This window comes from Candidatus Accumulibacter phosphatis (genome assembly GCF_000024165.1).
GTDB lineage: Bacteria > Pseudomonadota > Gammaproteobacteria > Burkholderiales > Rhodocyclaceae > Accumulibacter > Accumulibacter phosphatis.
Genome location: NC_013194.1, coordinates 3,316,481 through 3,340,692, shown reverse-complemented (window position 1 = coordinate 3,340,692; position 24,212 = coordinate 3,316,481). Strand labels below are relative to the sequence as shown.

The 24,212-nt window shown below is 63.8% G+C and carries 21 protein-coding genes; 12 read left to right on the top strand and 9 right to left on the bottom strand.

The genetic code is table 11. The features are described from left to right. Nucleotides 1–6: 6 nt before the first annotated feature. Genes CAP2UW1_RS14375 through CAP2UW1_RS23925 form a run of 3 tightly spaced genes read right to left on the bottom strand, consistent with a single transcriptional unit; the run spans nucleotide 7 to nucleotide 4,219 of the window. The gene (locus tag CAP2UW1_RS14375; protein WP_015767345.1) at nucleotides 7–897 is read right to left on the bottom strand and encodes a formyltransferase family protein; all 891 of its coding nucleotides are present in this window, start codon (nucleotides 895–897) and stop codon (nucleotides 7–9) included. Continuing rightward, on the bottom strand, nucleotides 888–1,910 hold the full coding sequence (locus CAP2UW1_RS14370; RefSeq protein ID WP_015767344.1) for an ABC transporter substrate-binding protein: 1,023 nt from the start codon (nucleotides 1,908–1,910) through the stop codon (nucleotides 888–890). Before CAP2UW1_RS14370 ends, CAP2UW1_RS14375 begins: the two co-directional genes overlap by 10 nt. After that, the gene (locus tag CAP2UW1_RS23925; RefSeq protein WP_015767343.1) at nucleotides 1,907–4,219 is read right to left on the bottom strand and encodes an MFS transporter; all 2,313 of its coding nucleotides are present in this window, start codon (nucleotides 4,217–4,219) and stop codon (nucleotides 1,907–1,909) included. The genes CAP2UW1_RS14370 and CAP2UW1_RS23925 overlap by 4 nt, the downstream gene beginning before the upstream one ends. 63 nt (nucleotides 4,220–4,282) lie before the next feature. On the opposite strand from CAP2UW1_RS23925, the gene CAP2UW1_RS23920 reads away from it, so the two are divergent. Beyond that, entirely contained in the window at nucleotides 4,283–6,115 is a 1,833-nt protein-coding gene (locus tag CAP2UW1_RS23920) for an SUMF1/EgtB/PvdO family nonheme iron enzyme (protein ID WP_015767342.1), read from the top strand. A 96-nt stretch (nucleotides 6,116–6,211) separates the two neighbouring features. On the opposite strand, the gene CAP2UW1_RS14350 is transcribed toward CAP2UW1_RS23920, so the two are convergent. The 6 genes from CAP2UW1_RS14350 to map form a co-directional block, all read right to left on the bottom strand. Continuing rightward, nucleotides 6,212–7,357, bottom strand: coding sequence for a nucleotidyltransferase domain-containing protein (locus CAP2UW1_RS14350; protein ID WP_015767341.1), 1,146 nt, complete (start codon nucleotides 7,355–7,357; stop codon nucleotides 6,212–6,214). Then, nucleotides 7,350–8,267, bottom strand: a complete 918-nt coding sequence (locus CAP2UW1_RS14345) for an HprK-related kinase A (protein ID WP_015767340.1) — start codon at nucleotides 8,265–8,267, stop codon at nucleotides 7,350–7,352. Before CAP2UW1_RS14345 ends, CAP2UW1_RS14350 begins: the two co-directional genes overlap by 8 nt. Then, nucleotides 8,264–8,584, bottom strand: coding sequence for an HPr-rel-A system PqqD family peptide chaperone (locus CAP2UW1_RS14340; RefSeq protein ID WP_015767339.1), 321 nt, complete (start codon nucleotides 8,582–8,584; stop codon nucleotides 8,264–8,266). The genes CAP2UW1_RS14345 and CAP2UW1_RS14340 overlap by 4 nt, the downstream gene beginning before the upstream one ends. 53 nt (nucleotides 8,585–8,637) lie before the next feature. After that, nucleotides 8,638–9,141, bottom strand: a complete 504-nt coding sequence (locus CAP2UW1_RS14335) for a hypothetical protein (protein WP_015767338.1) — start codon at nucleotides 9,139–9,141, stop codon at nucleotides 8,638–8,640. A 520-nt stretch (nucleotides 9,142–9,661) separates the two neighbouring features. Then, nucleotides 9,662–12,250 (bottom strand): [protein-PII] uridylyltransferase, encoded by a 2,589-nt coding sequence (locus CAP2UW1_RS14330; protein ID WP_015767337.1) that lies wholly within the window; start codon nucleotides 12,248–12,250, stop codon nucleotides 9,662–9,664. Nucleotides 12,251–12,256: 6 nt separating this feature from the next. Then, entirely contained in the window at nucleotides 12,257–13,087 is an 831-nt protein-coding gene (map, locus tag CAP2UW1_RS14325; protein ID WP_291911502.1) for a type I methionyl aminopeptidase, read from the bottom strand. Nucleotides 13,088–13,386: 299 nt separating this feature from the next. Between map and rpsB the strand changes: the two genes are divergently transcribed. The 11 genes from rpsB to fabZ all read left to right on the top strand — a co-directional run bounded on the left by rpsB (nucleotide 13,387) and on the right by fabZ (nucleotide 24,205). Continuing rightward, the gene (gene rpsB / locus CAP2UW1_RS14320; RefSeq protein WP_015767335.1) at nucleotides 13,387–14,130 is read left to right on the top strand and encodes a 30S ribosomal protein S2; all 744 of its coding nucleotides are present in this window, start codon (nucleotides 13,387–13,389) and stop codon (nucleotides 14,128–14,130) included. 112 nt (nucleotides 14,131–14,242) lie between these two features. Next, nucleotides 14,243–15,139: a translation elongation factor Ts gene (tsf, locus tag CAP2UW1_RS14315; protein ID WP_015767334.1), complete on the top strand. Its 897-nt coding sequence runs from the start codon at nucleotides 14,243–14,245 to the stop codon at nucleotides 15,137–15,139. 61 nt (nucleotides 15,140–15,200) lie between these two features. Continuing rightward, nucleotides 15,201–15,923 (top strand): UMP kinase, encoded by a 723-nt coding sequence (gene pyrH, locus CAP2UW1_RS14310; protein WP_015767333.1) that lies wholly within the window; start codon nucleotides 15,201–15,203, stop codon nucleotides 15,921–15,923. 11 nt (nucleotides 15,924–15,934) lie between these two features. Then, the gene (gene frr, locus CAP2UW1_RS14305; RefSeq protein ID WP_015767332.1) at nucleotides 15,935–16,495 is read left to right on the top strand and encodes a ribosome recycling factor; all 561 of its coding nucleotides are present in this window, start codon (nucleotides 15,935–15,937) and stop codon (nucleotides 16,493–16,495) included. Between the two features lie 23 nt (nucleotides 16,496–16,518). Beyond that, on the top strand, nucleotides 16,519–17,313 hold the full coding sequence (gene uppS / locus CAP2UW1_RS14300; protein WP_015767331.1) for a polyprenyl diphosphate synthase: 795 nt from the start codon (nucleotides 16,519–16,521) through the stop codon (nucleotides 17,311–17,313). Then, nucleotides 17,306–18,142 (top strand): phosphatidate cytidylyltransferase, encoded by an 837-nt coding sequence (locus tag CAP2UW1_RS14295; RefSeq protein ID WP_041567856.1) that lies wholly within the window; start codon nucleotides 17,306–17,308, stop codon nucleotides 18,140–18,142. Before uppS ends, CAP2UW1_RS14295 begins: the two co-directional genes overlap by 8 nt. Next, entirely contained in the window at nucleotides 18,142–19,347 is a 1,206-nt protein-coding gene (gene ispC / locus CAP2UW1_RS14290) for a 1-deoxy-D-xylulose-5-phosphate reductoisomerase (protein ID WP_015767329.1), read from the top strand. The genes CAP2UW1_RS14295 and ispC overlap by 1 nt, the downstream gene beginning before the upstream one ends. Next, entirely contained in the window at nucleotides 19,344–20,711 is a 1,368-nt protein-coding gene (rseP, locus tag CAP2UW1_RS14285; RefSeq protein ID WP_041567855.1) for an RIP metalloprotease RseP, read from the top strand. Before ispC ends, rseP begins: the two co-directional genes overlap by 4 nt. A gap of 4 nt (nucleotides 20,712–20,715) precedes the next feature. Then, nucleotides 20,716–23,016, top strand: a complete 2,301-nt coding sequence (bamA, locus tag CAP2UW1_RS14280) for an outer membrane protein assembly factor BamA (protein ID WP_015767327.1) — start codon at nucleotides 20,716–20,718, stop codon at nucleotides 23,014–23,016. 15 nt (nucleotides 23,017–23,031) lie between these two features. Then, nucleotides 23,032–23,550 carry an OmpH family outer membrane protein gene (locus CAP2UW1_RS14275; RefSeq protein ID WP_015767326.1) on the top strand — a complete coding sequence of 173 codons (519 nt, stop codon included), beginning with the start codon at nucleotides 23,032–23,034 and terminating at the stop codon, nucleotides 23,548–23,550. 217 nt (nucleotides 23,551–23,767) lie between these two features. Continuing rightward, nucleotides 23,768–24,205, top strand: a complete 438-nt coding sequence (gene fabZ / locus CAP2UW1_RS14270; protein WP_015767325.1) for a 3-hydroxyacyl-ACP dehydratase FabZ — start codon at nucleotides 23,768–23,770, stop codon at nucleotides 24,203–24,205. Nucleotides 24,206–24,212 lie beyond the last annotated feature (7 nt).

Below are 24,212 nucleotides of genomic sequence, written 5' to 3'. Positions count from 1 at the left end.
TTGGGCTCAGCGATGCAGGAGGGGAGCCTCGAGGTTTCCGTCGAATCGCCCGGGTCCAAACCGTCCGGCCGCTTCAGGTGCGGCAATTCCCTGGCCGTTCGGCAGAAAGCGGGCAAGCAGATCGTCATAGCCTTGCGCGGTCCACAAGCGGTGCCCGGCAGCCAGGAAGGCGCCTACCTCGGCCGCGCTCGGCGCCGGCCAGTAGCGGCGTTGCCGCCGGTCCTGAACCGCCGCCCGGATGCCGGTACCTCGTTCCAGCCGGTCGATCAGATCGAGCAGCGGGGTGATGGCCAGTGGATAGATCTCGGCAGTCTGGGTCAGCAGCCCAAGGTCTTTCCGGTAGGGCAGGCGTTGCATGTCGATGATGGGCCCGCTGTCGATGCCGGCGTCGATGAAATGCAGGCAGCACACGAGATCCCGGCCGCCCTCGGCAATCGTGCGCATCGGTGCAAAAAGACCGGCATACGCGGGCAGTTCGCCGGGATGGACGTTCAACACCCCGAAGCGGGCGGTGCCAATCGCCGCTGGCTTGAAAATGTAGCTGAAGCGTGCCGAGATGATCAGATCCGGAGCGAAGGCCTGCAGCGCCGAGAGGGTGGCGGGAGCGTTGATGTCGTCAAGTCGTTCACACCTGAGGCCGTGGCGTTTTTCGAGGCCGGCGAAGGTCGCCCATTCCGCCGCCGCTGCCGGCATCTGGTCGAGCAGCGGGAACAGTCGTTGCAGCGGCAGGCCGCGTTCGAGGTAGGCCAACTCCGACAGCTCCGGAATGCTGCATTCGGCTGGCCGGGTCTTGTCCGCAAGCAGGACGTGCACCTGGTGGTTCGCCAGCCGTGGCAACAGCCGGTTGAGAAAGACGCAGCCGTGCAGGTCGCGTTTGACGCAGACGATCAGTCGCATGCTTTTCCTTTCGTGCGGGTACATGCCGGGCCGCCGACGATCTCGGCAATGTCGAGCAGCGGCAGAGGCGGGTAGCGGCCCAGGCGGTGGGCGACGCGCAGATTGATCAGGTACGAGAATTGCCGTGGCAGTTCGATCGGCAACTCGCCGGGCGGTGCGCCCTCGCGCAGGATGCGCAGTGCCAGGCGGGCCGTGAAGCGGCCGATCTGGTCGTAGCGGTTGAGCACGCCGAGCAGCGCGTCGGCCTGGGTTACCGGCGCCTCGGCAGCGGCGAAGACCGGCATTTGCCGAGCCAGGGCTTCGCCGGTGACGAGCCGGCGTTGGCTGTTGAGGAAACTGTCGGGCGAGAAGTACAACAGATCGACACCGGCCGCGGCCAGCGCCGCGATGCGGCCCGGGATGTCGCCGGCACTCGGCTGGCCGTTTGCGCCAATGGGCAGCGTTTCGACGACAAGGCTGAAGCCGAAGTGCGACGCTTGCGCGCGCAAGTCCTGCAGGCTGTTCAGCGAATTGGCTTCTGCGGGGTTGTAGAGAAAGCCTATCCGGCGGAAATCCAGGTACGCGCGCGCCGCCCGCAACTGCTCGGCGACCGGTAGCAGGTACAGCGTCCCCGCCAGATTGCGTCCCGACCCGGCGAGCGTCGGCACCAGTCGGCTTTGCAGCGGATCGCTGACGGCCATGAAGACGACCGGGATGTCGGCAATATGGCGTGAGCGATCGACCGCGTCCCACTGGCCAACGGTTTCCAGAGCAACCGTCGTTCCCCAGGCGACGACCAGATCGGGCCGCAGGCGCCGGGCTTCGGCGACGAAGCCGGGAATGCGCCGCGCGTCCTGGTCGGCGTCGCGCAAGGTGAAGCGGGCGCGCACCTGCTGGCGTCCGAAATGGTCCTGGAAACCCCGGCAGGCCTCCTCGCAGCCGCGATAGAGCAGCATCATCACGTGGTAGGAGGGCGGCTCCGCGCTCGCAGCGGCAGCGGCGTGGAGAAGCAGGGCGAGCAACCAGCGGCTCATCGGGCTCCCTCTTCGCGCACGCCGAGGCAGAGCAGGGTGCCGGCCAGGACGGCAACGCCGATTGCCGCCATCGCACCGCGCCAATCCCCTGAGATGAGCCAGGCGCCAGCCCACAAGGGGCCGATGACGCTGCCCAGACGTTCCACCGTACGCAGTACGACAGCGACCGAGGTGGCGCCGGCCCGCGCCCCGATCTCGCTGGCCAGTGCCTGCATCGGCGCGGCGGCCAACCCGGTACCGATACCCAGGGCGGCGATTCCGGTCCACACGGCGGCCTCGCCAGGGAGCCAGCCGGCGACCCCCGCCAGCCCGCCGAGGCCGATCAGAAGGCCGCCGCCCACGGTCAGCGCCAGGCGCCAGCCGAAGTGATCCGCCAACCAGGAGGCAAGCGGATTGACCGCCGCGACGAGAACGAAATAGAGCATCACGGCCCGGCCGATCGCCGCCGGGCTGTAAGCGAGTTGGTGCAGCGCGAGCGGCGTCAAATAGAACAGGTAGCCGGCGAGGGCGATCTTGGCGGGAACCGCACCGCCGAGCATCAGGAAGGTGAAGCGACGGTCCGCGAAGAGCCTGCGGACCTCCGCCAGGCCGAGCAGCGGCCCGGCGTCGCCTGGTGCCATCGTCGGCACCCGGGCGGAGTGGAAGGCGGCGAGTGCGAGCAGCGTCAGCAAGGCGGAGAGGGCAAACACCAGGCGAAATCCGAACTGCTCCGCGAGAACACCGCCAAGTGCCGATCCGCAGATCGCGGCGATGCCGACTGCGCCGACGAACAAGGCCAGGCCGCGCGCCCTCTCGGCGGGTCCGGTAAGCGCGATCAACTGGCGCTGACACGCTATGGTGCAGGCGGCGTAGCCGCAGGCGCAGAGGGCGCGGGCGGGCAGCAACTGCCAGTAGGCGGTAGCGAGAGCCGTCCAGGCGAAGCCGGCGAGGGCCAGGCCGACGCCGGCCGCGAACACTCTGGCAATGCCCCAGCGGTCGGTCCAGCGGCCGGCGAAGGGCGTCGCCAGGGCAAAGCAGAGCATGTAGGCGGTTATCGGCAGGCCGACCTCCGCCTCCTGGCCGAGGAAGCTGCTGCCACTGGTGAATGACTGCAGGTAAAGCGGCAGAAAGGAGCGCGACATCTCCTCGCTGAGGATGAAGAGGAAGAGCGGCAGGCGCAGGGACTGCAGGGCACTCAGCGTCGGCACGCCGCCGCTGCGCGGCAGGCGATGGAGCAGTGCCGCCAGCAGTTCGCGGAAGATCAGGCCCGAGACGAGGAGAACGATGCCGACATCGGCGGCCAGTTCACCCAGTCGGCGCGCCACGAAGCGCTCGTCGGTGGCGGCGGCGACCTGGGCGTTGCCGACGGCGCGCGTGATCCAGCGGCCGCGGGCAGCGCCGTGTTCGGCGAGGACGCCGCCGGTCGCGTCGCTCAGGCGCAACGCGGCGACCTCCGGGTGGCGGGCAATGATGCCAGCGAAGTAGTCGGTGACCCCTGGCAGCTTGTCGAGCGGAATCTCCAGGGCCGCCGCGTATTCGAGCTTGTTCGCCAGCAGATTGGCGATGCCCTGCACCTTGGCCGTCACCGCCGGCTTCAGTTGCTCGCCAAACAGCCGATCGGCCTGCCAGGCGACGAAGGCGCTGGCGGCAAGCGTGCTGCTCAGCGCCAGCACGACGATGCGGCGGTGCAGGGCAGCGCCGCTACCGGCGGCGCGCAGCCGCGCCAGGGCAGCCAGTGTGAGCACGGTCAGCGCGCCGACGGCAGCGGCGATCGTGTACCAGAGGCTGTTGGCCATGGCCTGGCTGGCGGCGGCCAGCGGCGCGCCGGCGGCGCGCACGCGCAGGCCGCCGATGACAACTCCGGCGGCATCGCGAACGGCGACCTCGATCTGCGGCCCGGCATCGGCGTCGTGGCGCGTGAAACCATGTGCCGAGGTGGATTGCCACTCGTCGGCGGGCAGCGTCTTGCCGAGCTGCCCGGGGTCGTCGGCGAAGACGATACGGGCGGTGTGCGCCTCGACGCTGAGCACCGCGATGGCGGCGATTGCCGGGTCGGCTGCCTTCAGGTGTTGGACCATCGCTTCCAGCCGGAACATCTCGCCCGGCTGCAGTCCGCTCATCGCGCCGGTGCGCAAGGCGGTTTCGAGGTCGCTGGCCTCGATCTCGATGCGCGACAACATCAGCTCGTCGAGCAGACTGCGGTGCTTGTTGAGCAGCATGTAGCCGAGCAGCGTCAGCGCCAGACACTGTGCGGCGACAACAAAGAACGCCAGCCGTCGCCAGGGTACGTTCGCCTGGTGGGCTGGGGCGGCATCGGCTGGAGTACGCAAGGTGGCTATTCGGCATGCACGGCGTGATGTCGCCGGGCGAATTTCATAATAACATCCGTCCTGATGAACTCTCTCCCCGTCTTGCGTCTGGTCGTGGCGCTGATCGCCGGCCTGCTGCTGGTCGTCGGCCGGCCCTTGCTCGCCGACGAGAAGCGGATTGCCCTGGTGGTCGGCAACTCGGCGTATCGCGCTTCGCCTTTGCGCAATCCCGGCAACGATGCGCGCGCCGTCGCCGCCAAGCTGGAGAAGCTTGGCTTCGAGGTGGTCGTCCGCGAAGACCTGCGGACGCGCCAGATCGCCCCGATGCTGCGCGAGTTCCGCAGCCGCCTGCAGCCAGGGAGCGTCGCGCTCTTCTTCTACGCCGGTCACGGCATGCAACTGAAAGGCATCAACTACCTGCCGACGATCGATGCCGATATCGCCGGCGAGGAGGACGTGCCGCTGAACAGCCTCAACGTCAGTCAGGTCCTCGAGATCATGGAAGAGAGCAAGACCCGGCTCAACCTGATCTTCCTCGACGCCTGCCGCAACAACCCCTTTACCCGCCGCTTTCGTTCGGCGGCCGGCGGCCTGGCGCGCGTCGAGGCGCCGTCCGGTACGCTGATCTCGTTCGCGACCCGACCCGGAAGCGTCGCGGCCGACGGCGACGGCGAGCATGGCGTCTACACGCAGCATCTGCTCAACCAGATGGAGGTTCCCAGCCAGCCGATCGAGCAGACGCTGAAGCACCTTGTGAAAGGCGTGAAGCGGGATTCCGGCGGTCAGCAGGAGCCCTGGATGGAAGGCAGCCTCGAGGGCGATTTCTATTTCGCCGGGGGCGCCGTGGCGGCAGTCGGCCCTCCGGCTGCGGGGCTTGGCGAAGTGGCGAGTTTCGAGTTGAGTTTCTGGGACAGCATCCGGGCCAGCGACAACCCGGACGACTTTCGTGCCTACCTGGAGAAATACCCGCGCGGCCAGTTCGCGTCTCTCGCCGACGCGCGCTTGCGTCGCCTGGTGGCGCCGAAGTCGCCCGAGCACATGGGAGTGGATCGCGATGCCGGTACGAGCAAGCTCTTTCGCGATTGTCCCGAATGCCCCGAGATGGTCGTGGTTCCCGAAGGAGGCTTCCAGATGGGCGCGTCGATGCGCGAGACCGGCAGCGGCGACGCCGAGCGGCCGCGCCACCTGGTGACGATCCCGCGCCCGCTTGCCGTCGGCCGTCATGAAGTGACGCGCGGACAGTATGCGGTCTTCGTCAGGGACAGTGGTCATCGGAGCGAAAGCTCGTGCTACATCTGGGTCGGCCCGGAGTGGGTCAATCAGCCCGGCCGCAGTTGGCGAGACCCCGACTTCGCGCAGACCGACGAGCACCCGGCGGTCTGCGTGAGCTGGCTGGACGCCAGGGCCTATGTCGCCTGGCTGGCAAAGAAGACCGGCAAGCCCTACCGGCTGCTTTCCGAGTCCGAGTGGGAGTACGCCGCGCGCGCCGGCACGCGGACCTCACGCTTCTGGGGCGACGATCCCGGTCTCGCCTGCGACTACGCCAACGTGCACGACGCCGACAGCCAGCAAACCCGCCGTTTCGAGTGGGAAGCTCATGAATGCCGCGACGGCTACGTCGAGACCGCACCGGTCGGCCGCTTCAAGCCCAACGCTTTCGGCCTGTACGACATGCTCGGGAACGTTTGGGAGTGGGTCGAGGACTGCCTGACGGTCAACTATATCGGCGCCCCGGTCGACGGCTCGGCACGCAGCGACGACGATTGCGCACGCCGTGTCTATCGCGGCGGCGGCTGGAGCGGTCCGGCCTCGGTGCGGGCAGCCACCCGCAACGGCAATTCGCCCAGCTATCGCAGCCAGTTACTCGGTTTTCGCGTGGCCTTGCCACTCTCCAGTGCCGCGAAAGGTCGGCCATAGTCCGGGATTCGCGTCTGGCAGCCGGTGGCAAATGCTTCGCCGATGCCGGCCGGTACGTATGGTACGTATCCCGCGGCTGCCGGGCGGTCCTCTCGGCTACTGCTGCTTGAGGTCGAGTTGGGCCAGATCGATGCGTTTGCGGGCACCGCGAAAGCGCAGCCATGCCTTGTGCGACAGGTGGCGGGCCAACAGGCCTGGCGGCATCCGTAGCCAGTGCGCACGCACGTAGAGAAGCCAGCGGCTGCAGGCGGCGCGTCGGGAGGGATGATCGGGGTGCCCGGGCAGCAACGCCAGCGGGATCAGTTGATCCATGAGCACGCGGATCGGCCAGATGGGGCCCGCGTCCTCGAGTAGCTGCAGGACCTCGGCGGGAACTGGCGTCCCCAGGAGTCGCCGGGCGTGGCGCAGCCCGTAGAAAAGCGGCCGCGCGAAACCCAGCGCGCGCGCGCGTTGCGCCAGTTCCGTCCAGAAGCCGGGTTGTTGACCGTTGTGTCCGAGCAGGTCATGGACATCGACGAGGTCGCGCAGGCGCAGGCCTTCGTCAGGATCGCCCTCAAGGAACAAATGCACCAGCGAGTGGAGCACCATGTCGACGGGCGCGAGAACCCGCAGGCGCGGGTCGGCGAGCGGCCGGGAGGCGGCGAACAGCGGTGCGGGATCGGAACTGAGGTGGCTGGTCTTGGGCAGGAGTCGATGGTGGATGTCGATCTCGGTGCCGCGCTCGCGATGGCGGAGAGGCGGAATCTCGTGCATCCAGACACGGTAGTAACGGTCGTCGTAGGGGTCGATCTGAGTCTTGAACCAGCCGCGCTCGACGAGCCTTTCCTCGACCTCGCCGATCCGCTCCTCCGGCACCAGCAGATCGACATCGGCGAAGATGCGTCCGCGTGCCGGCGGCAGCCCTGCCAGGAGATAGCCTGTGCCTTTGAGCAGGATCAGCGGTACCTCGATACCCTTGAGCGCCCAGAGGATCCGGTTCACCTCCCAGGACACCAGCGTCTTCCGATGTTCGATGACGTTGCGGGCGGCCCGCAGATGCGCCGCGGCGCGCGTCGGGATGCTGCCGAGCAGGCCCAAGCGGGAGAGCTCAGACTCCAGTCGGCCGAGCAACCTGACGCGCCGGGCGACGCGCAGGAGCAGCTCCCAGTCGGCCGGCGGCAGGGCGGGCAACTGTTCGGGCGCCTTCAGGGCTCCCAGCAGCAGCCTGTGCGCGCGCCGTGTGGGGTCGACAACTTCAGACATCGGTGGCGCGGGAAAGCTCGTCGAGCGCGGCGACCGCCTCGTCGAGGTCGGAATAGCTCAGCGAGTAACAATCGCAACTGCCCACCAGGTCGGCGACGAGCCGAAAGGCCGTTTCATCGAGCACCTCGTAGTTGAACGCATTGGTCGCGACCATCAGGAACGCCTGGCTTTTCGCCATCGGTTCCAAGGTCAGCGGGGCATTGGCGATCCAGCGCGGGAAAACGAACCAGCGTGGTCGGGCCGGTTCGTGCATCCTGCGGATGCTCTCCAACGGTGGCCGTACATGCGCGACCGTGCCCTTGCGCGTCTCGAGGAAGGCCGGGCCGATGATGGCTTCCGGCCTGAACCGTCTGATCACGTCGATCGACTCGTTCTTCAGCGGGATCAGCCGCGGCAGGGGCAGCAACATCCCGTCCTCCGGGCGCACGAGGCCGAATTCATCGGACATGAGGCGCCAGCCCGAGTGGATCAAGGCGGTACACAGGGTCGATTTGCCATCGCCAGGCGAGGCGGGGAAGAGGATCGCTCGCCCATTGCGCTCCACGCCCGCCGAATGGAGCATCAGCAGATGATGCGCACGCGTCGCCACGCACCAGTTGATTCCCCACTCCAGGGCCGGGAAGGCATGCTCTACGGTATAGGGTGCGAAGGGAGATTGTCCGTCAATCGTGAAGCTGGCCTGGCGGCGAAGCCAGCGGCGCATTCCCCGTGGGCGCCTTATCCCGACGTGGAAGTCGGTCATTTCCCCCGCTTCGGGCAGCGGGTAGGGCGCGTAAAGGGAACGGGCGAGGGAGGCGAACGACGTGAGGTCGGAGCGAATCGTCAGGTTGAACGGGCCAAAGCGAAGACCTAGCCCAGTACCGGCCAGGCGACTTCCGAGTTCCCGGCGACTCAGGTCACCGACGATCATTGAGTGGCCAGGGCTTGTTCCAGGGAGTCAACGAGACCCAGTTCTTCGAGCCGCCCAACGGCGAAGGCGAAGTGATCAGTAGCCAACTGCCCCTGCTCGACGCCAAGCGCGGTTTCGGTCCAGCTCCTGACAGCCGTCAGTGATTGCGGGCCGTGTTCGAGGCATCTCAGGATGAGGGCGGTGGTATCGTTGAAGACGTGCGTTTCCGCCGATGAAGCTTGATAAACGAGGTAGACCTCGTCCCACTGCTGCCAGCGAAGCGAGCCAGCGGCTGGGGTCGAGATGAGGATTTCAGCCCCTTCACCGGAGTCGCTCATCAAGTGTGAGTCGCTTCAGAGCAAACGTGCGCCAGCTTGGGGCACCGCTGCCGTTAGGGAGCCACACCCATTGAGGCGACGGACGCCGAACTCAGGATGGCTACGTTCTGACCCTGGAATTGGCGGTCTCCGCACGTCCAATAGTCAGTACCGGCGACGTCCCGAAAAAGGATTTCCTCGGAGTTCGTCGCGTTGATAGGCGAGGAAGTCAACACCTTTTCCACACTGGGAGCCGGGCACTGTACTAGCACGCCCGGTGCGACGCAGACATCCTTATTTGCCAGAGGCGTCGGCGGGTTCATGATTTCTCCTCTACGTTCGGAACCCGCGCCGGTTGATACTCTCACGCTGGCAATTTTCACCCCCGTGCATGAGGCGGCCGCTAGCGCCCCGCTGCGCAAGGTCAGCACCAGTGGCGCGACGGCCATTGCGCCGCGAACCAAGCGCCGACGCCGCTGGTCCATGAGCGACGTCTGGCTCGGGCTGACGGCGTCACCGTCGGCGAGCGATCGACCGGTCGAGGCCGCCGTCTCGTCAATTGATTCCGTGCTCTTCATCGTACTGCTCCCAAAAAGTTTCGACCCCGGTTTTCGCTTTGCAAAACCAACGTGCGTGCCCTGTAATTTTCGGTAACGACCATCGCACTTCTCGCCAGCCTGGGCTGATCCGAGGTGCCAACCGGTTCGTTTCAGTGCTGTCTTCGCAGGCTCCTATTATCGCCGGCAAGATCAAGCGCAGACCCAACCGACGTATCCTAGCGCCGACATCGCGGCTCGTATGCGGACTACGTCACGCTCCAATCGCAGAACTGAAACGACTGCCAGCAATAAACCGTTCGCCAAATCACGCTTTCCCACTCTAATAGCAAATTCTATACCAGAAACATGGAAGAACAAAACAGCTCGCTAAAGCAATGAGTTGTCGGCGCCGCCCCGATTCAGGGTGGCGTGGCGGGTGCTTCGGTGTAAAAAAAGCCGACACCCAGCTTGCGGTCGGTTCGAGGCGTCGCTGCCTCCCGCTCTGGTGCCGCTCGCCACGCGCGGCCGGTCATGATCCGCGCACCGTGCGACGACAGCGTCAGAGCTTCAAGCTCAAGCGATCCAACAGTTCGGTCTCCAGTCTGATGCGGCTGGCGGCCTGACCGAGGTCGCCGCCGCTGATCAGGAAGGTGTCCTCGACCCGTTCGCCAAGCGTCGAGATCTTGGCCGTATGCAGATTGGCACCGTGCGCTGCCAGCGTCATGGCGATCGTGTAGAGGAGACCGGGGCGATCGGCAGCGTTGACCGACAGCACGTAGTGCGAGCCCTTCTCGTCAGGTTCGATGGTGACTACGGGCTGAATCGGGAAGTGCTTGACCTGGCGCGAGATGCGTCCGCTGGCCGGCGCCTCGGGTGGGCTCTGGCGACTGAGGCGGGTGCTCAGCTCGTGCTCGATGTAGGTGATCATGGCGCGGTCACTGTCGCGGTCGCTGAGGTCGAGAAGCATGAAGCTGTCCAGCGCGTAGCCATGCCGCGTGGTGTGGATCTTGGCATCGACGATGGTGTAGCCGGCACGACCGAAAAACCCCACCACGCGTGCGAACAGGTCGCGCTGGTCGCGGGTGTAGATCATCACCTCGAGCCCTTCGCCCTGCGGGTTGACGCGCGCCTTGACCACCGGCTTCTCGACGCCGGGCCGATAGTGCAGCGCGCGCGTATGCCAGGCGATTTCCTCCGCGGAATGGCGCAGGAAGTAGACGGTATCGAGTTGCTTCCACAAGCGCTGATGCACTGCCTCGGGGAGGGCGAAATAGCGCAGCAGGCGCAGCGCTTCCTGCTGCCGCTCCTCGATCAGTCCCTGGCGCACCGGTACGTGACCGCCGGCGAGCAATGTTCGGCACGTGCTCCGGAAAAGCTGCTCGAGGAGCTGTCCTTTCCAGGTGTTCCAGACCTTCGGGCTGGTGCCACGAATGTCGGCGACCGTGAACAGATAGAGCGCGGTCAGGTGCCGCTCGTCCTTGGCCATCGTGGCAAAGCCACCGAGGACGTCGGGGTCGGCAAAGTCCTGCTTCTGCGCGACCATCGACATCAGCAGATGCCGCTGGACGAGCCAAACGACCAGTTCGCTGTCCTCCGCGTCGAGGCCATGATCGGCACAGAACGCGGCGGCGTCGATGGCACCGAGTTCCGAATGATCACCGCCTCGTCCCTTGGCAATGTCGTGGAAAAGGGCGGCGACGTAGAGGACCCAGGCGCGGGGAAAGTCTCTGATCAGTTCGCTGCACAGCGGGTACTCGTGGGTGAACTCGTCGGCGAGAAAACGACGCAGGTTACGCAGGACCTGCAGAGTATGCTGGTCGACCGTATAGACATGAAACAGGTCGTGCTGCATCTGGCCGACGATCTTGCCGAACTTGGGTAGATAGCGGCCAAGAACGCCGAACTGGTTCATACGCTGGAGTTCATGCAGCACGCCACGCGGTTGCTGGAGGATTTGCAGGAAGCGGGCACGATTGTCGGGGTCACGGCGGAAACCATCATCGATCAGGGTGCGTGCGTGCCACAGCGCGCGCAGGGTGCGTGCCGTCATCCCCTGCAACTCGGGATGCTGTTGCATGACGAGAAAAGCCTCCAGGATGACCCCGGGCTCTCTCGCGAAAACCCCTTCGTCGACGACATCCAGCAGGTCGTGCGTATTCTGGAAGTGTTCATTGATGGCTTGCGGCGGCTGGTCGGGCAGCGGCGAGATGGCGGCGCCGATGTTCAGCAGCAGGATCGTGTTGATCTGCGTGACTTCCTTGGCCGTGCGGTAATACTGCTGCATCAACAGTTCGCTGGCCCGCCGGGTTGCCGTCGCCTTGTAGCCCCACTGCTCGGCAAGCGCACTCTGGTAGTCAAAGAGGAGGCGATCCTCACGCCTGCCGACATGAATGTGCAGGCGGGTTCGCAACTGCTGCAGGAAACTCACGCTGCGCTGGAGTTGCTGTTCCTCCTCCCGGGTGATGAATCCGTGCTGCGCCAGCGCTTGCCAGGTTTCCCCATAGCCTGCTGCACGGGCGATCCAGAGGATTGTCTGCAGGTCGCGCAGGCCGCCGGGAGCCTCCTTGCAATTGGGCTCCAGGCTGTACGGCGAGCCGTAATAGCGCAGGTAGCGCTCCTCCTGCTCTTTCTTCTTCGCTTCGAAGAAGGCGTGCGGGTCGAGGATTCGGGCCAGTTCCGCCGAAAGATCCTCGAACAGCCTGGCGTTTCCAGCGAGCAGGCGGGCTTCGAGCAGCGCGGTTTGAACAGTCAGATCACCGCTTGCTGCCTGCGAACACTCGTCGATCGTGCGCACGCTCGGCGCGACCTCCAGTCCGATGTCGTAGAAGACGGTGACGACCGCCTCGAGCTGCGCTGTCAGTGCCTCGTCAGGCGGGCCGGGCAGCAGCAGCATCAGGTCCACGTCCGATGCCGGATAGAGTTCGCCGCGCCCATAACCGCCGACAGCGACCAGCGCCAATGACGTCGGCAAGTCCAGTTCGCGCCACAGGTCGCCGAGGACCGCGTCGATCAGTTGGCAGCGTTCGTGCAACAGGCACGGTGCATCGCCCTCGGCCAGAAAGCGCTCGCGGATGCTCTTCTGGGCGTCCCGCAGGCGTGATCGGCAGCGGCCGACCAGTGGTTCACTAACGACGGCAACCGAAGCCATGCGCGACTACCCGATCCAGTCTGGTTGACGGCGGCTGCCCTCCGAGACGGTGAGCACTTCATGGCCGGACTCGGTGACCAGAATCGTGTGTTCCCATTGCGCCGAGAGGCTGTGATCCTTGGTGACGATCGTCCAGCCGTCGGCCATGGTTCGGATCGCCGCCTTGCCGGCATTGATCATTGGCTCGATGGTGAAGATCATGCCGGCTTCCAGACGGATACCGGTGTTGGGACGGCCATAATGAAGCACCTGTGGTTCTTCGTGGAAGCTTGCGCCGATGCCGTGGCCGCAGAACTCGCGGACCACCGAGTAGCCGGACTTCTCCGCATGCTGCTGAATGGCGTGACCGACGTCGCCGAGATGCGCTCCGGCCCTGACCTGCGCGATGCCGAGCCAGAGGCACTCGAAAGTCACTTCGCAGAGTCGTCGAGCCTGCACCGAGGTGTCGCCGACCTGAAACATGCGGCTGCTGTCGCCGTGGTAGCCGTCGCTGATGACCGTCACATCGAGATTGACGATGTCCCCGTTCTTGAGCTGCCGGTCACCGGGTACGCCATGGCAGACCTGGTGGTTCACGGAGGCGCAGATCGACTTCGGGTAGGGCTTGTAGCCTGGCGGCGCGTAGTTCAGCGGTGCCGGAATGCAGCCCTGGATACCAACGATGTATTCGTGGCAAAGACGGTCCAGCTCACCGGTGGTGATTCCAGATGTCACGTGAGGCGCGATGTAGTCGAGCACCTCGGCCGTGAGGCGGCCAGCGACACGCATTTTCTCGATTTCGTGAGGGGTCTTGATGGAGATGCTCATGGATTGCGCTCGGCGCCGGGTGAGGACCAGCAAGGATAATGGAAGCGCACCGCTTAGGCAATTTGACCGGTGGTCGGTCGCCTCCCCGCGACAGGTGCAGACGAGCTCGGCAATTCGCCGCGAATTGAAATGGCGCGGCTCTTGATGGTACTATCGCCGACTTTTGCTGGTCTGCGCCAGCGATAAATGAAAGCGCGCCTCCATCTGGCGCGCCGGGTACGCCGAGGAGGCTCGCCCAAATACGCACATCCGCCTGTTCAAGGGTGTCGGCCATGACGGCCGGCTGTAGGTGGGCGGATGGTGGTCCAACCCTGATAGTGAGAGTGAAAATGTCTACAACCATGCGTCAGATGCTCGAGGCCGGGGTGCATTTCGGCCACCAGACACGCTTCTGGAACCCCAAGATGGCGCCCTATATTTTTGGCGCCCGCAACAAGATTCACATCGTCAACCTTGAGCAGACCCTTGCCAAGTACAACGAGGCGATGACCTTCGTTCGCCGGCTGTCTGCCAACAAGGGCAGCATCCTCTTCGTCTCAACCAAGCGGCAGGCACGGGAAATCATGGCTGAAGAGGCTACCCGTTGCGCTTCCCCGTACGTCGAACAGCGTTGGCTCGGCGGCATGCTGACGAACTTCAAGACGATCAAGCAGTCGATCAAGCGCATCAAGGACATGGAAGCGATGTCCGACGACGGCTCCCTGGCTCGTCTCGGCAAGAAGGAAGCGCTGATGATGACGCGCGAACTCGACAAGATGCAGAAGTCGATCGGTGGCATCAAGGATATGGTCTCGCTGCCTGACGCGCTGTTCGTGATCGACGTCGGCTACCACAAGATAGCCATCACGGAAGCCAACAAGTTGGGAATTCCGGTCGTCGCCGTGGTCGATACCAACCATTCGCCTAAGGGTGTCGACTACGTCATCCCCGGCAACGACGACTCGTCGCGAGCGATCCGGCTCTACGCCCGGGGCGTAGCCGATGCGGTGCTTGAAGGTCGCAGCCAGTTCGTCGAGGAGATCCTCGACGCGGTGTCGGGCGACGAGTTCATCGAGGAAGCTGCCGACGATTGATCGCCGGCAGCCCGGGCTGGAGGTTGCGGCAGCACGTACCGGCCGGTTGTCTTGAACGTGTTTGGAGAGGCGCGGCCGGCACGGCCGACCGCGCCCGCAAGTGGAGAATGAAATGGCGGAAATTACCGCAAGCATGGTGAAAGAGCTGCGCGAGAGAACCGACGCGCCGATGATGGAGTGCAAGCGCGCACTGACCGAGTCAGCTGGCGATATCGGCAAGGCCGAGGAGATTCTGCGCGTCAAGCTGGGTTCCAAGGCCAGCAAGGCAGCGAGTCGAATCACGGCGGAAGGGGTCGTCGCCGTACATATGGCGAACGACGGCAAAGTTGGCGCGATCGTTGAAATCAATTGCGAAACGGATTTCGTCGCCAAGAACGATGACTTCCTGAAGCTGGCCAGCGATTGCGCTGCGCTGGTCGCTGCCCATGACCCCGTCGACGTCACGGCGCTGGCCGCCTTGCCGATGGCGGGTGGGACGGTCGAATCGACGCGTACCGCGCTCGTCGGCAAGATCGGCGAGAATCTGGCAATTCGCCGCTTTGTCCGCATGCAGGCCACTGGCAAGCTTGCTGCCTATGTTCACGGTGGCGCCAAGATTGGTGTCGTGGTCGATTGCTCTGGCGGCGATGATCAACTGGGACGCGATCTTGCCATGCATGTTGCGGCGACCAAGCCAAAGGCGCTGGATGCCTCGGGTGTGGCCGCCGAACTGATCGACAGCGAACGCCGCGTTGCCACGGAGAAGGCCAGGGAAGCCGGCAAGCCGGAGGCAATGATCGAGAAGATCGTCGAAGGCTCGGTACAGAAGTTCCTCAACGAAGTGACGCTGCTTGGTCAGGTCTTCGTCAAGGCGGAAGACGGCAAGCAGACCATTGCCCAGTTGCTCAAGAGCAAAGCGGCGTCAGTAGCCGGTTTCACGCTCTTCGTCGTTGGCGAAGGCATCGCGAAGCGGTCGAACGACTTCGCCGCCGAGGTGGCTGCGCAGGCGGCGGCTGCAGCGCAGAAGTAGTCAACGAGCGACAACCGAGATCGAGAACTGTCCCACGCCCAAGCCAAGGAGCCCGACGCCGATGTGCGCGAACGCACCCCGATACAAACGCATTCTGCTCAAGCTCTCCGGTGAAGCCCTGATGGGGGGCGACGCCTACGGAATCAACCGGCAGACCATCTCGGGAATCGTCGACGAGATCAAGGTGGTTGTCGATATGGGTGTCCAGGTTGGCGTCGTCATTGGCGGCGGCAACATCTTTCGGGGTGTTGCGCCTGCCGCGACCGGCATGGATCGCGCGCAGGCCGACTACATCGGCATGCTGGCGACGGTGATGAACGGGCTGGCGTTGCATGATGCAATGCGGGCTGCCGGAATGGTTTCTCGCGTGCAGTCGGCCCTCAACATCGAACAGGTCGTCGAGCCGTACATACGCGGCAAAGCCATCCGCTACCTGGAGCAGGGGCGGACGGTCATCTTTGCTGCCGGCACCGGCAACCCGTTCTTTACGACCGATACGGCCGCCGCCTTGCGCGGTGCCGAGATCGGTGCTGAAATCGTTCTCAAGGCGACCAAGGTCGACGGTATCTACTCCGCCGATCCCAAGAAGGATCCGCATGCCGTGCGCTACGACCGGATCACCTTCGACGAGGTGATCGCCCAGAACCTGGCGATAATGGACGCCACTGCCTTTGCCCTGTGTCGTGATCAGAAGTTGCCAATCAACGTCTTCTCCATCTTCAAGCAGGGCGCGTTGAAGCGGGTCACGATGGGCGAGAATGAAGGCACTCTGGTGTCTTGCTGACGGAGATCGACATGTCCCTAGCAGATTTGAAGAAGACCACTGAGCGGAAAATGGAAAAGTCCCTTGAGGCCCTCAGGACGGATTTGGCGAAAGTGCGAACGGGTCGCGCTCACACGGGTCTGCTCGACCATGTGCAGGTCGAGTACTACGGGTCGCTGGTACCCATCAATACGGTGGCCAACGTGACCCTGATCGATGCCCGCACCCTTGGCGTTCAACCCTGGGAAAAGGGAATGGCAGGGAAGGTCGAGAAGGCCATTCGTGACTGTGATCTGGGCCTCAACCCTGCTTCACAGGGGGAGTTGATTCGTGTGCCGATGCCACCCCTGACCGAGGCGAGGCGCCGCGATCTGATCAAGGTGGTAAGAGCGGAAGCCGAAGGCGCCAAGGTGGCGGTGCGCAATCTCCGGCGGGATGCCAACGCGACGCTCAAGGAAATGTTGAAGAACAAGGCGTGTTCGGAGGATGAAGAGCATCGCGCCCAGGACGAAATCCAGAAGCTCACTGACCGCTACGTAGTGGAAATCGACAAGCAGCTCAGCCACAAGGAAACCGAGTTGATGGCCATCTAGCCGCCGTCCGAAGAGATATCACCATGGCGCGCTTTGCCAGTTCAACTCGCGATATTCCCGCGACATCGGTGGTGCCGCGGCACGTCGCGATCATCATGGACGGTAACGGACGCTGGGCCAGGAAACGCTTGTTGCCGCGCTTTGCCGGACATCGCCGTGGTGTCGAAACCGTGCGGGCAACAGTCCGGGCCTGTCTGGAGCGAGGCATCGAGTACCTGACGCTGTTTGCGTTCAGTTCGGAGAACTGGCGTCGCCCCGAAGAAGAGGTTTCCCTGCTCATGCAACTCTTCGTGCGCGCTCTCAGGGAAGAAGTCACCAAGCTCGATCGTAACGGCGTTCGCCTGCGGGTCATTGGCGATCTGTCACGTTTCGAGCCTGACCTGCGGGCACTTATCGACGTGTCCGAGCAACGGACGGCTACCAACACGCGATTGGTCCTGACGGTTGCAGCGAACTACGGTGGACGCTGGGACATCCTGCAGGCGGTAAACCGCCTGTTGACCAGCGAACCGGAAAGGCGTGGCGAGCTGACCGAGAGCGATCTCGCCCCGCACTTGGCGATGCACTATGCGCCTGAGCCGGATCTCTTCATCCGCACCGGCGGGGAGCAGCGGATCAGCAACTTCCTGCTTTGGCAGCTCGCCTATTCAGAGATCTACTTCACCGACGTCCTGTGGCCCGAGTTCGACTCGAAAGCTTTTGATGCGGCCTTGCAGTCGTATCAGCAACGCGAACGGCGTTTCGGGCGGACCAGCGAACAGGTGACGGCGACTTCGCCAGTGGCGTCACCACCGACCGGCACGCGCCTAGATGCTTAGGACGCGGGTGATCACCGCGGCCGTTCTGTTTGCCGCCTTCTTCTGCGCGCTCTTTTTCCTCCCCCCGATCGGCTGGTTGATGTTCGTCACGGCGGTGGCTGCCGTCGCCGCGTGGGAGTGGGGCGCGTTGATGCAACTGGGAGCGCCGACGCGGATTCTGCTCGGCGCGCTGCTCGCCGCGGTTTGCGGAGTCCTTGCTGCCGTGCAGCCGGCCGCCCTTGGTCTTGCCGAGGGTTTCGTGGAGGAGGCATGGCATCTTGGTGCCTGGCTGTACCTGCCAGCTGCTGGTTTCTGGCTGGTCGTGGTGCCGCTCTGGCTCAACCGCCGCTGGCCCCTGTCCAACCCTGCTCTCGGCCTGGCGACCGGCGTCGTGCTGATCCTGCCGGCCTGGCTGGCGTTGGTGCAACTCCGGCAGGCCGGTCCGCTGGCCTTGCTGGCCATCATGACCGTCGTCTGGCTGGCCGACATTGGCGCCTATTTCGCCGGCCGCAGCCTCGGCAAGCACAAACTGGCCCCCGCCATCAGCCCCGGCAAGACCTGGGAGGGCGCCGTCGGCGGCGGTGTGATGGTCCTGATCTACGGATTTTTCCTGTCGTCGAAGCTGCCTGCGGCGTTGTCCGGCAACCTTGTGTTGCTGCTGGTGATTCTTGTCGTGCTGACAGCGATCAGCATCCTCGGCGATCTGTTTGAGTCGCTGCTCAAGCGTCAAGCGGGGCTCAAGGACAGCAGCAACGTGTTGCCGGGGCATGGTGGCGTCCTTGACCGCATCGACAGTCTGACATCGACGCTGCCGCTGGTGGCTCTGGTCTGGCTGCTGACGCTACGCTGATGTCTTGCCCCGCGGCTGTGCAGCAACTCACCATCCTGGGGTCCACCGGCTCGATCGGAGTCAGTACGCTCGATGTCGTTCGCCGGCACCGGCATCGTTATCGCGTCGTCGCTCTCTGCGCGCATCGACAGGTGGATCGCCTCTTCGAGCAGTGCGTCGAGTTCCAGCCGCAGCATGCCGTCGTCGGCGACGCCCGCTTGGCTGCCGATCTCGCCGCGCGCTTGGCGGGCGCCGGATGCCCGACCGAGGTGACGCACGGCGCCGAGGCGCTGGTGCGTATGGCACAACTACCGGAGGTCGATTCGGTGATGGCGGCGATCGTCGGCGCGGCGGGCTTGCCGCCCACTCTGGCTGCTGCCGTGGCCGGCAAGAAGATTCTGCTGGCGAACAAGGAAGCGCTGGTCATGGCCGGCTCGGTTTTCATGCGCGCCGTGCGCGAGAATGGGGCGACGCTGTTGCCGATCGACAGCGAACACAACGCCATCTTTCAATCGCTGCCAAGCGGCTACTCCGGGGATCCGGCCGAAAGCGGCGTGCTTGGCTTGTTTCTCACCGCCTCTGGCGGTCCGTTTCGCACCATGGCGCCGGCCGATCTCGAGTCGGTCACCCCCGAACAGGCCTGCGCCCACCCCAACTGGGTCATGGGCCGAAAAATCTCGGTCGATTCGTCGACCATGATGAACAAGGGGCTCGAAGTCATCGAGGCACACTGGCTGTTCAACATTCCCGCCGAGCGAATTCAGGTGGTCATCCACCCGGAGAGCGTCATTCACTCGCTCGTTCAGTACGCCGATGGCTCGGTGATCGCCGAACTCGGCAACCCGGACATGCGTACGCCGATTGCGCATGCTCTCGCCTATCCGCGGCGGATTGCCGCCGGGGTCGCGCCTCTGGATCTGTGCACGATCGGGTCACTGCATTTCGAACGGCCGGACCTCGGCCGCCTTCCGTGCCTGGCTTTGGCGTATCGGGCGCTGCGTGACGGTGGCAGCGCACCGACGACGCTGAATGCCGCCAACGAAGTTGCCGTACAGGCTTTTCTCGACGGCAGAATCGGCTTCCCGGCGATTCCCCGCGTCATTGCCGGCGTCATGGACGGCCTGCCGGCGGGCAAGGCGCTCGGCTCGTTGTCCGAGGTCCTGACGGCAGACCGGCTGGCCCGCGAGGCCGCCGAGCAGTGGCTTGTGCAGGTGGCGCGGCAGTGAGCAATTTTCTCTATTACCTCGCCGCATTTGCCGTCGTGCTGGGGGTTCTGGTTGTCGTCCACGAGTTCGGTCACTATCTGGCCGCGCGTTGGGTGGGCGTCAAGGTCTTGCGCTTTTCGGTCGGCTTTGGCCGGCCGCTCTGGGCCAAGCGGTTCGGCAAGGATGACACCGAGTGGGCGATCGGCGCTTTTCCGCTAGGCGGTTACGTCAAGATGCTCGACGAGCGTGAGGGCGAGGTACCGGCGAGCGACTTGGCTCGCAGCTTCAACCGGCAGCCAGTCCAGCGCCGGATGGCGATCGTCGCAGCCGGACCGCTGGCCAATTTCCTGCTGGCCATCGTCGTCTACTGGGGGCTGTTCTGGCACGGTACCGAGGAGTTCAAGCCCATTCTCGGCGTGCCGGTCGCGGCGAGTCCTGCCGCCGCCGCGGGGCTGGAGAATGGCGAGCTGGTGCTCAAGGTGGCTGGCGAGGCGGTTCAGACCTGGCAGGAGATGCGCTGGGTTGTGCTGCAGCGGGCCGCGGAGCGCGACGAGGTTGACCTCGAGGTGGTCAACCCACACCACGAGATAGCAATCCGCCGCCTTGATGTGTCGTCGGTCCGGCTCGCCGGGTGGGAGGGCGATGCGCTGGACCGGCTCGGACTTGCCCTGTTCCGGCCACGCTTGCCCCCCATTCTGGGCAAGGTGAACGCGAACAGCGCCGCGGCCGCTGCCGATCTGCAGCCCGGGGACGAGATTCTGGCCATTGACGATCAGCCTATCGGCAGTTGGGCCGATGTCGTACACAGCGTCCGTCAATCGCCCGGGAAGGCCCTTGTCCTGGACGTTCTGCGTGGCGGCGAGCGGATTCTGACGACGGTGACGCCAATGGCTGTGGACGAGCGCGGTCGAGAGATCGGCCGAATCGGTGCGGCGGTCAGTGACGGCGGGTTGTCGCGGGCGGAGCTGGTGGTTACCGTCAGCTATGGGCCGTTTTCGGCCCTGGGCAAGGCGGTCGCGGAAACCTGGGACAAGTCGACGTTCACGCTGCTGATGATCGGCAAGATGATCACCGGCGAAGTCTCGTGGCGGAACATCAGCGGGCCGGTGACCATTGCCGACTACGCCGGCCAGTCGGCAAGGCTGGGGATCGACTACTACCTCAAGTTTCTCGCCCTGGTCAGCATCAGCCTGGGTGTTCTCAATCTGCTGCCGATCCCGATTCTGGATGGGGGGCATTTGTTGTATTATCTGGCCGAAATCATCAAGCGCGGCCCGGTTTCCGAAAAGGCGATGGAAATTGGCCAGCAGATCGGCCTGGCTCTCCTGCTCATGCTCATGGCGTTTGCCTTCTACAACGACATCAATCGATTGTTTTCCGGCTGAGGATATGAAGAAAAACCTGCTCGCAGGTCTGCTGGCCACCCTTTTTGCCTGTGGCGCGACGGCCATGGAGCCGTTCACCGTCAAGGACATCCGCGTCGAAGGTATTCAACGCGTCGAGGCCGGCACGGTTTTCAGTTACCTTCCGGTCAAGGTCGGCGAGACGATGACTGACGAGAAGGCGGCACAGGCCATCAAGGCGCTCTTTGCCACCGGTTTCTTCAAGGATGTCCGGATCGAAGTCGACGGCAGCGTGCTGATCGTCGTGCTCGAGGAACGTCCGGCGATAGCACAGATCGACTTTGTCGGCCTCAAGGAGTTCGACAAGGACCAGTTGCTCAAGGGGCTCAAGGAAGTGGGCATCGCGGCGTCGCGCACCTTCGACCGCGCTACGCTCGAGAAGGCGGAGCAGGAGTTGAAGCGCCAGTATCTGGCGCGCGGACGGTACGCGGTGGCGATTACCACGACGATCACGCCGCTCGATCGTAACCGTGTGGCGATCAACTTCAACATCGACGAAGGCGAGGCGGCGCGGATCAAGCAGATCAATATCGTCGGCGCGCAGGCATTCAAGGAAAAGGAACTGGTTGGCGTGATGCAGCTTCGCACGCCCAACTGGATCAGCTGGTATACCAAGAGTGACCAGTATTCGAAGCAGAAGCTCTCGGCCGACCTGGAAACGCTGCGCTCGTACTACCTGGATCGCGGCTATCTCGAGTTCAGTGTCGAATCGACGCAGGTGTCGATCAGCCCCGACAAGAAGGACATCTACATCACGGTCAGTATCAACGAGGGCGAACGCTTCATGGTTTCGTCGGTGAAGCTGGCAGGTGAACTGATTCTGTCCGAGGAGGAGTTCAGGAAGGCTGTCAAGATCAAGGCGGGCGACGTTTTCTCGCGCGAGAAGCTCAACGAGAGCACGAAGGCCATCGCCGACAAGCTGGGTGCCCAGGGTTACGCGTTCGCCAACGTCAATGCCGCCCCGGAACTCGACAAGGAAAAGCGTCAGGTGGCCTTCACGATCTTCGTCGATCCTGGCAAGCGAGCTTACGTTCGGCGGGTCAACATCACCGGCAACACCAAGACGCGTGACGAAGTCATTCGTCAGGAGATGCGCCAGATGGAAGGCGCCTGGTACGACGCCGAGCGCGTCTCGGCTTCACGCGAGCGGATCGACCGCACCGGCTACTTTGCCGAGGTGAACGTGGAGACCCCGCCGGTTCCTGGAACCATCGATCTGGTCGATGTCAATGTCAACGTGACCGAAAAATCGACCGGTAACATCTCGATTGGTGCCGGCTACTCGAGTGCGGAGAAAGTCATCCTTTCGGGCTCCATTTCGCAGTCCAACATCTTCGGCAGCGGCAAGTTTCTGTCCCTGCAGGTCAATACGGGCAAGTTGAACCGTACCCTCGGGATCAACTATACCAACCCCTATTTCACCGTTGACGGCATCAGCCAGGGCTTCGACCTCTACGACCGCAAGCTCAATCCGACCTCGCTCGGCTACGCGTTCCAGTCACACTCAACGGGCGGTGGAATCCGCTTTGGTTTCCCGATTGACGAGAAGGACACCCTCAGCGTTGGACTCGCGGTCGATCAGACGACGATCGACATCACTCCGATCACACCGGGAGTCACACCGGTCCAGTACATCAAGTTCCAGGCCGAGCACGGCGACTCGAACATCACCGTGCCGGCCACCGTCGGGTGGACGAGGGATACCCGGAACAGTTCGATCTACACGACCAGTGGCGGCATCCAGCGGGCAGGCCTGGAGTGGGCGATCCCGGGTGCGGATCTGACGTTTTACCGACTGACCTACCAGAATCAACAGTTCTTTTCGCTCGCCAAGGACGTGGTTCTGATGCTCAATGCCGAGTTCGGGTATGCGAATGGTTTGCAGGGTCAGACCTTGCCGTTCTACAAGAACTTCTTCGCCGGTGGTGTCAATTCGGTGCGTGGTTACGACACTGCCAGTCTCGGCCCGGTGGAGATCACGAATCCGGATACGCGACTCGGCGGTACGCGCAAGGCCGTGTTCAATGCCGAAATCCTGATGCCGATTCCCGGGATGGACAAGGCGTTTCGTATCGGCCCGTTCTTCGACGCCGGCAACGTCTTCACCGACAACAACGCCGTGCCGTCGTATACCTACTCCAAGGAAGGCTTGCGCTACTCGGCAGGCCTGGCGGCGGCCTGGATTTCGCCGCTGGGACCATTGAAGTTCAGCTACGGTCAGCCGCTCAACGAGCAAAGTAATGATAAACTTCAGAAGTTTCAGTTCCAGTTGGGTACCACCTTTTGATTCAGGAGAATTAGCTTGAAGAAGACGATTGCCGCGCTGCTGGTGGCGTTGATAGGCTCGCTGCAGCTGTCTTACGCGTCGGCGGTAGAACCACTGAAGATCGGGTACGTCAACACCCAACGTCTGTTTCGCGATGCGCCGGCGGCCGTACGCGCTGCCAAGAAGATAGAGCAGGAATTCGCCAAACGCGACCAGGATTTGCAGCGTCTCGCCAAGCAGGTTCAGGGTTTGCAGGAAACGCTCGAGAAAAGTGGCCTGACGATGGCCGAGGCGGATCGCCGCGCCAAGGAGAAGGACCTCGCCGAGTTGTCGCGGGAGTTTCAGCGCAAGCAGCGCGAGTTTCGCGAGGACCTGAATCTGCGCCAGAACGAAGAGAACGCGGCGATCATCGAGAAGGCCAACAAAGCGATCAAGCAACTCGCCGAGAGCGAGAAGTACGATCTGATCGTTCAGGATGTCGTCTGGGTCAGCCCGAGATTGGACATCACCGACAAGGTCGTCAAAGCGCTTTCCGACTCCAAGGACGCTAAGTAAGCCGTCGCCAGATCCCCCGGATCGCATGTGTCACGATACCGACTCACCGGTTGTGGTGTAGCGGTCGTCGCCGGCCAATTGCCTTGAGGCGCCGACTCGCATGTCGTGGCCGGTACCGGTGTCAGTCGGAACGGGCCGATCGCCAGACGAAGCTGGCAGGGCGCGTTGCCGAACCCGACAAGAAACTCGAACGTATGGAGACAACAGCTTGAACGCAATGGATATCCACGAAGTCCTGGAGCATCTGCCCCATCGCTACCCCTTCCTCCTGGTAGACAGGGTAGTCGATTGCGAGCCGGGGAAGGCCATCCATGCCTACAAGAATGTGACGATCAACGAGCCCTTCTTCGTCGGACATTTCCCGCATCACCCGGTGATGCCGGGCGTGTTGATCATGGAGGCGCTGGCACAGGCTTGCGGGATCCTCGCGTTCAGGACGCTTGGCGAAAAGCCTGACCCCACTTCGCTGTTCTACTTCGTCGGAATCGACAAGGCACGCTTCAAGAAGACGGTGACTGCAGGCGATCAGTTGCACCTGCATGTCCGGATCCAGCGCCAGTTTCGCAATATCTGGAAGTTCGCGACGGTCGCCTCGGTCGATGGCGAGACCGTAGCCGAAGCCGACATGATGTGCGCCAAGAGCAACATCGGCTGAATTTCGG

Coding starts and splice junctions, on each gene's coding strand:
- CAP2UW1_RS14375 (WP_015767345.1), bottom strand. CDS start 897: ATGCGACTGATCGTCTGCGTCAAACGCGACCTGCACGGCTGCGTCTTT.
- CAP2UW1_RS14370 (WP_015767344.1), bottom strand. CDS start 1,910: ATGAGCCGCTGGTTGCTCGCCCTGCTTCTCCACGCCGCTGCCGCTGCG.
- CAP2UW1_RS23920 (WP_015767342.1), top strand. CDS start 4,283: ATGAACTCTCTCCCCGTCTTGCGTCTGGTCGTGGCGCTGATCGCCGGC.
- CAP2UW1_RS14350 (WP_015767341.1), bottom strand. CDS start 7,357: ATGTCTGAAGTTGTCGACCCCACACGGCGCGCGCACAGGCTGCTGCTG.
- CAP2UW1_RS14345 (WP_015767340.1), bottom strand. CDS start 8,267: ATGATCGTCGGTGACCTGAGTCGCCGGGAACTCGGAAGTCGCCTGGCC.
- CAP2UW1_RS14340 (WP_015767339.1), bottom strand. CDS start 8,584: ATGAGCGACTCCGGTGAAGGGGCTGAAATCCTCATCTCGACCCCAGCC.
- CAP2UW1_RS14335 (WP_015767338.1), bottom strand. CDS start 9,141: ATGAAGAGCACGGAATCAATTGACGAGACGGCGGCCTCGACCGGTCGA.
- CAP2UW1_RS14330 (WP_015767337.1), bottom strand. CDS start 12,250: ATGGCTTCGGTTGCCGTCGTTAGTGAACCACTGGTCGGCCGCTGCCGA.
- rpsB (WP_015767335.1), top strand. CDS start 13,387: ATGTCTACAACCATGCGTCAGATGCTCGAGGCCGGGGTGCATTTCGGC.
- tsf (WP_015767334.1), top strand. CDS start 14,243: ATGGCGGAAATTACCGCAAGCATGGTGAAAGAGCTGCGCGAGAGAACC.
- pyrH (WP_015767333.1), top strand. CDS start 15,201: ATGTGCGCGAACGCACCCCGATACAAACGCATTCTGCTCAAGCTCTCC.
- frr (WP_015767332.1), top strand. CDS start 15,935: ATGTCCCTAGCAGATTTGAAGAAGACCACTGAGCGGAAAATGGAAAAG.
- uppS (WP_015767331.1), top strand. CDS start 16,519: ATGGCGCGCTTTGCCAGTTCAACTCGCGATATTCCCGCGACATCGGTG.
- CAP2UW1_RS14295 (WP_041567856.1), top strand. CDS start 17,306: ATGCTTAGGACGCGGGTGATCACCGCGGCCGTTCTGTTTGCCGCCTTC.
- ispC (WP_015767329.1), top strand. CDS start 18,142: ATGTCTTGCCCCGCGGCTGTGCAGCAACTCACCATCCTGGGGTCCACC.
- bamA (WP_015767327.1), top strand. CDS start 20,716: ATGAAGAAAAACCTGCTCGCAGGTCTGCTGGCCACCCTTTTTGCCTGT.
- fabZ (WP_015767325.1), top strand. CDS start 23,768: ATGGATATCCACGAAGTCCTGGAGCATCTGCCCCATCGCTACCCCTTC.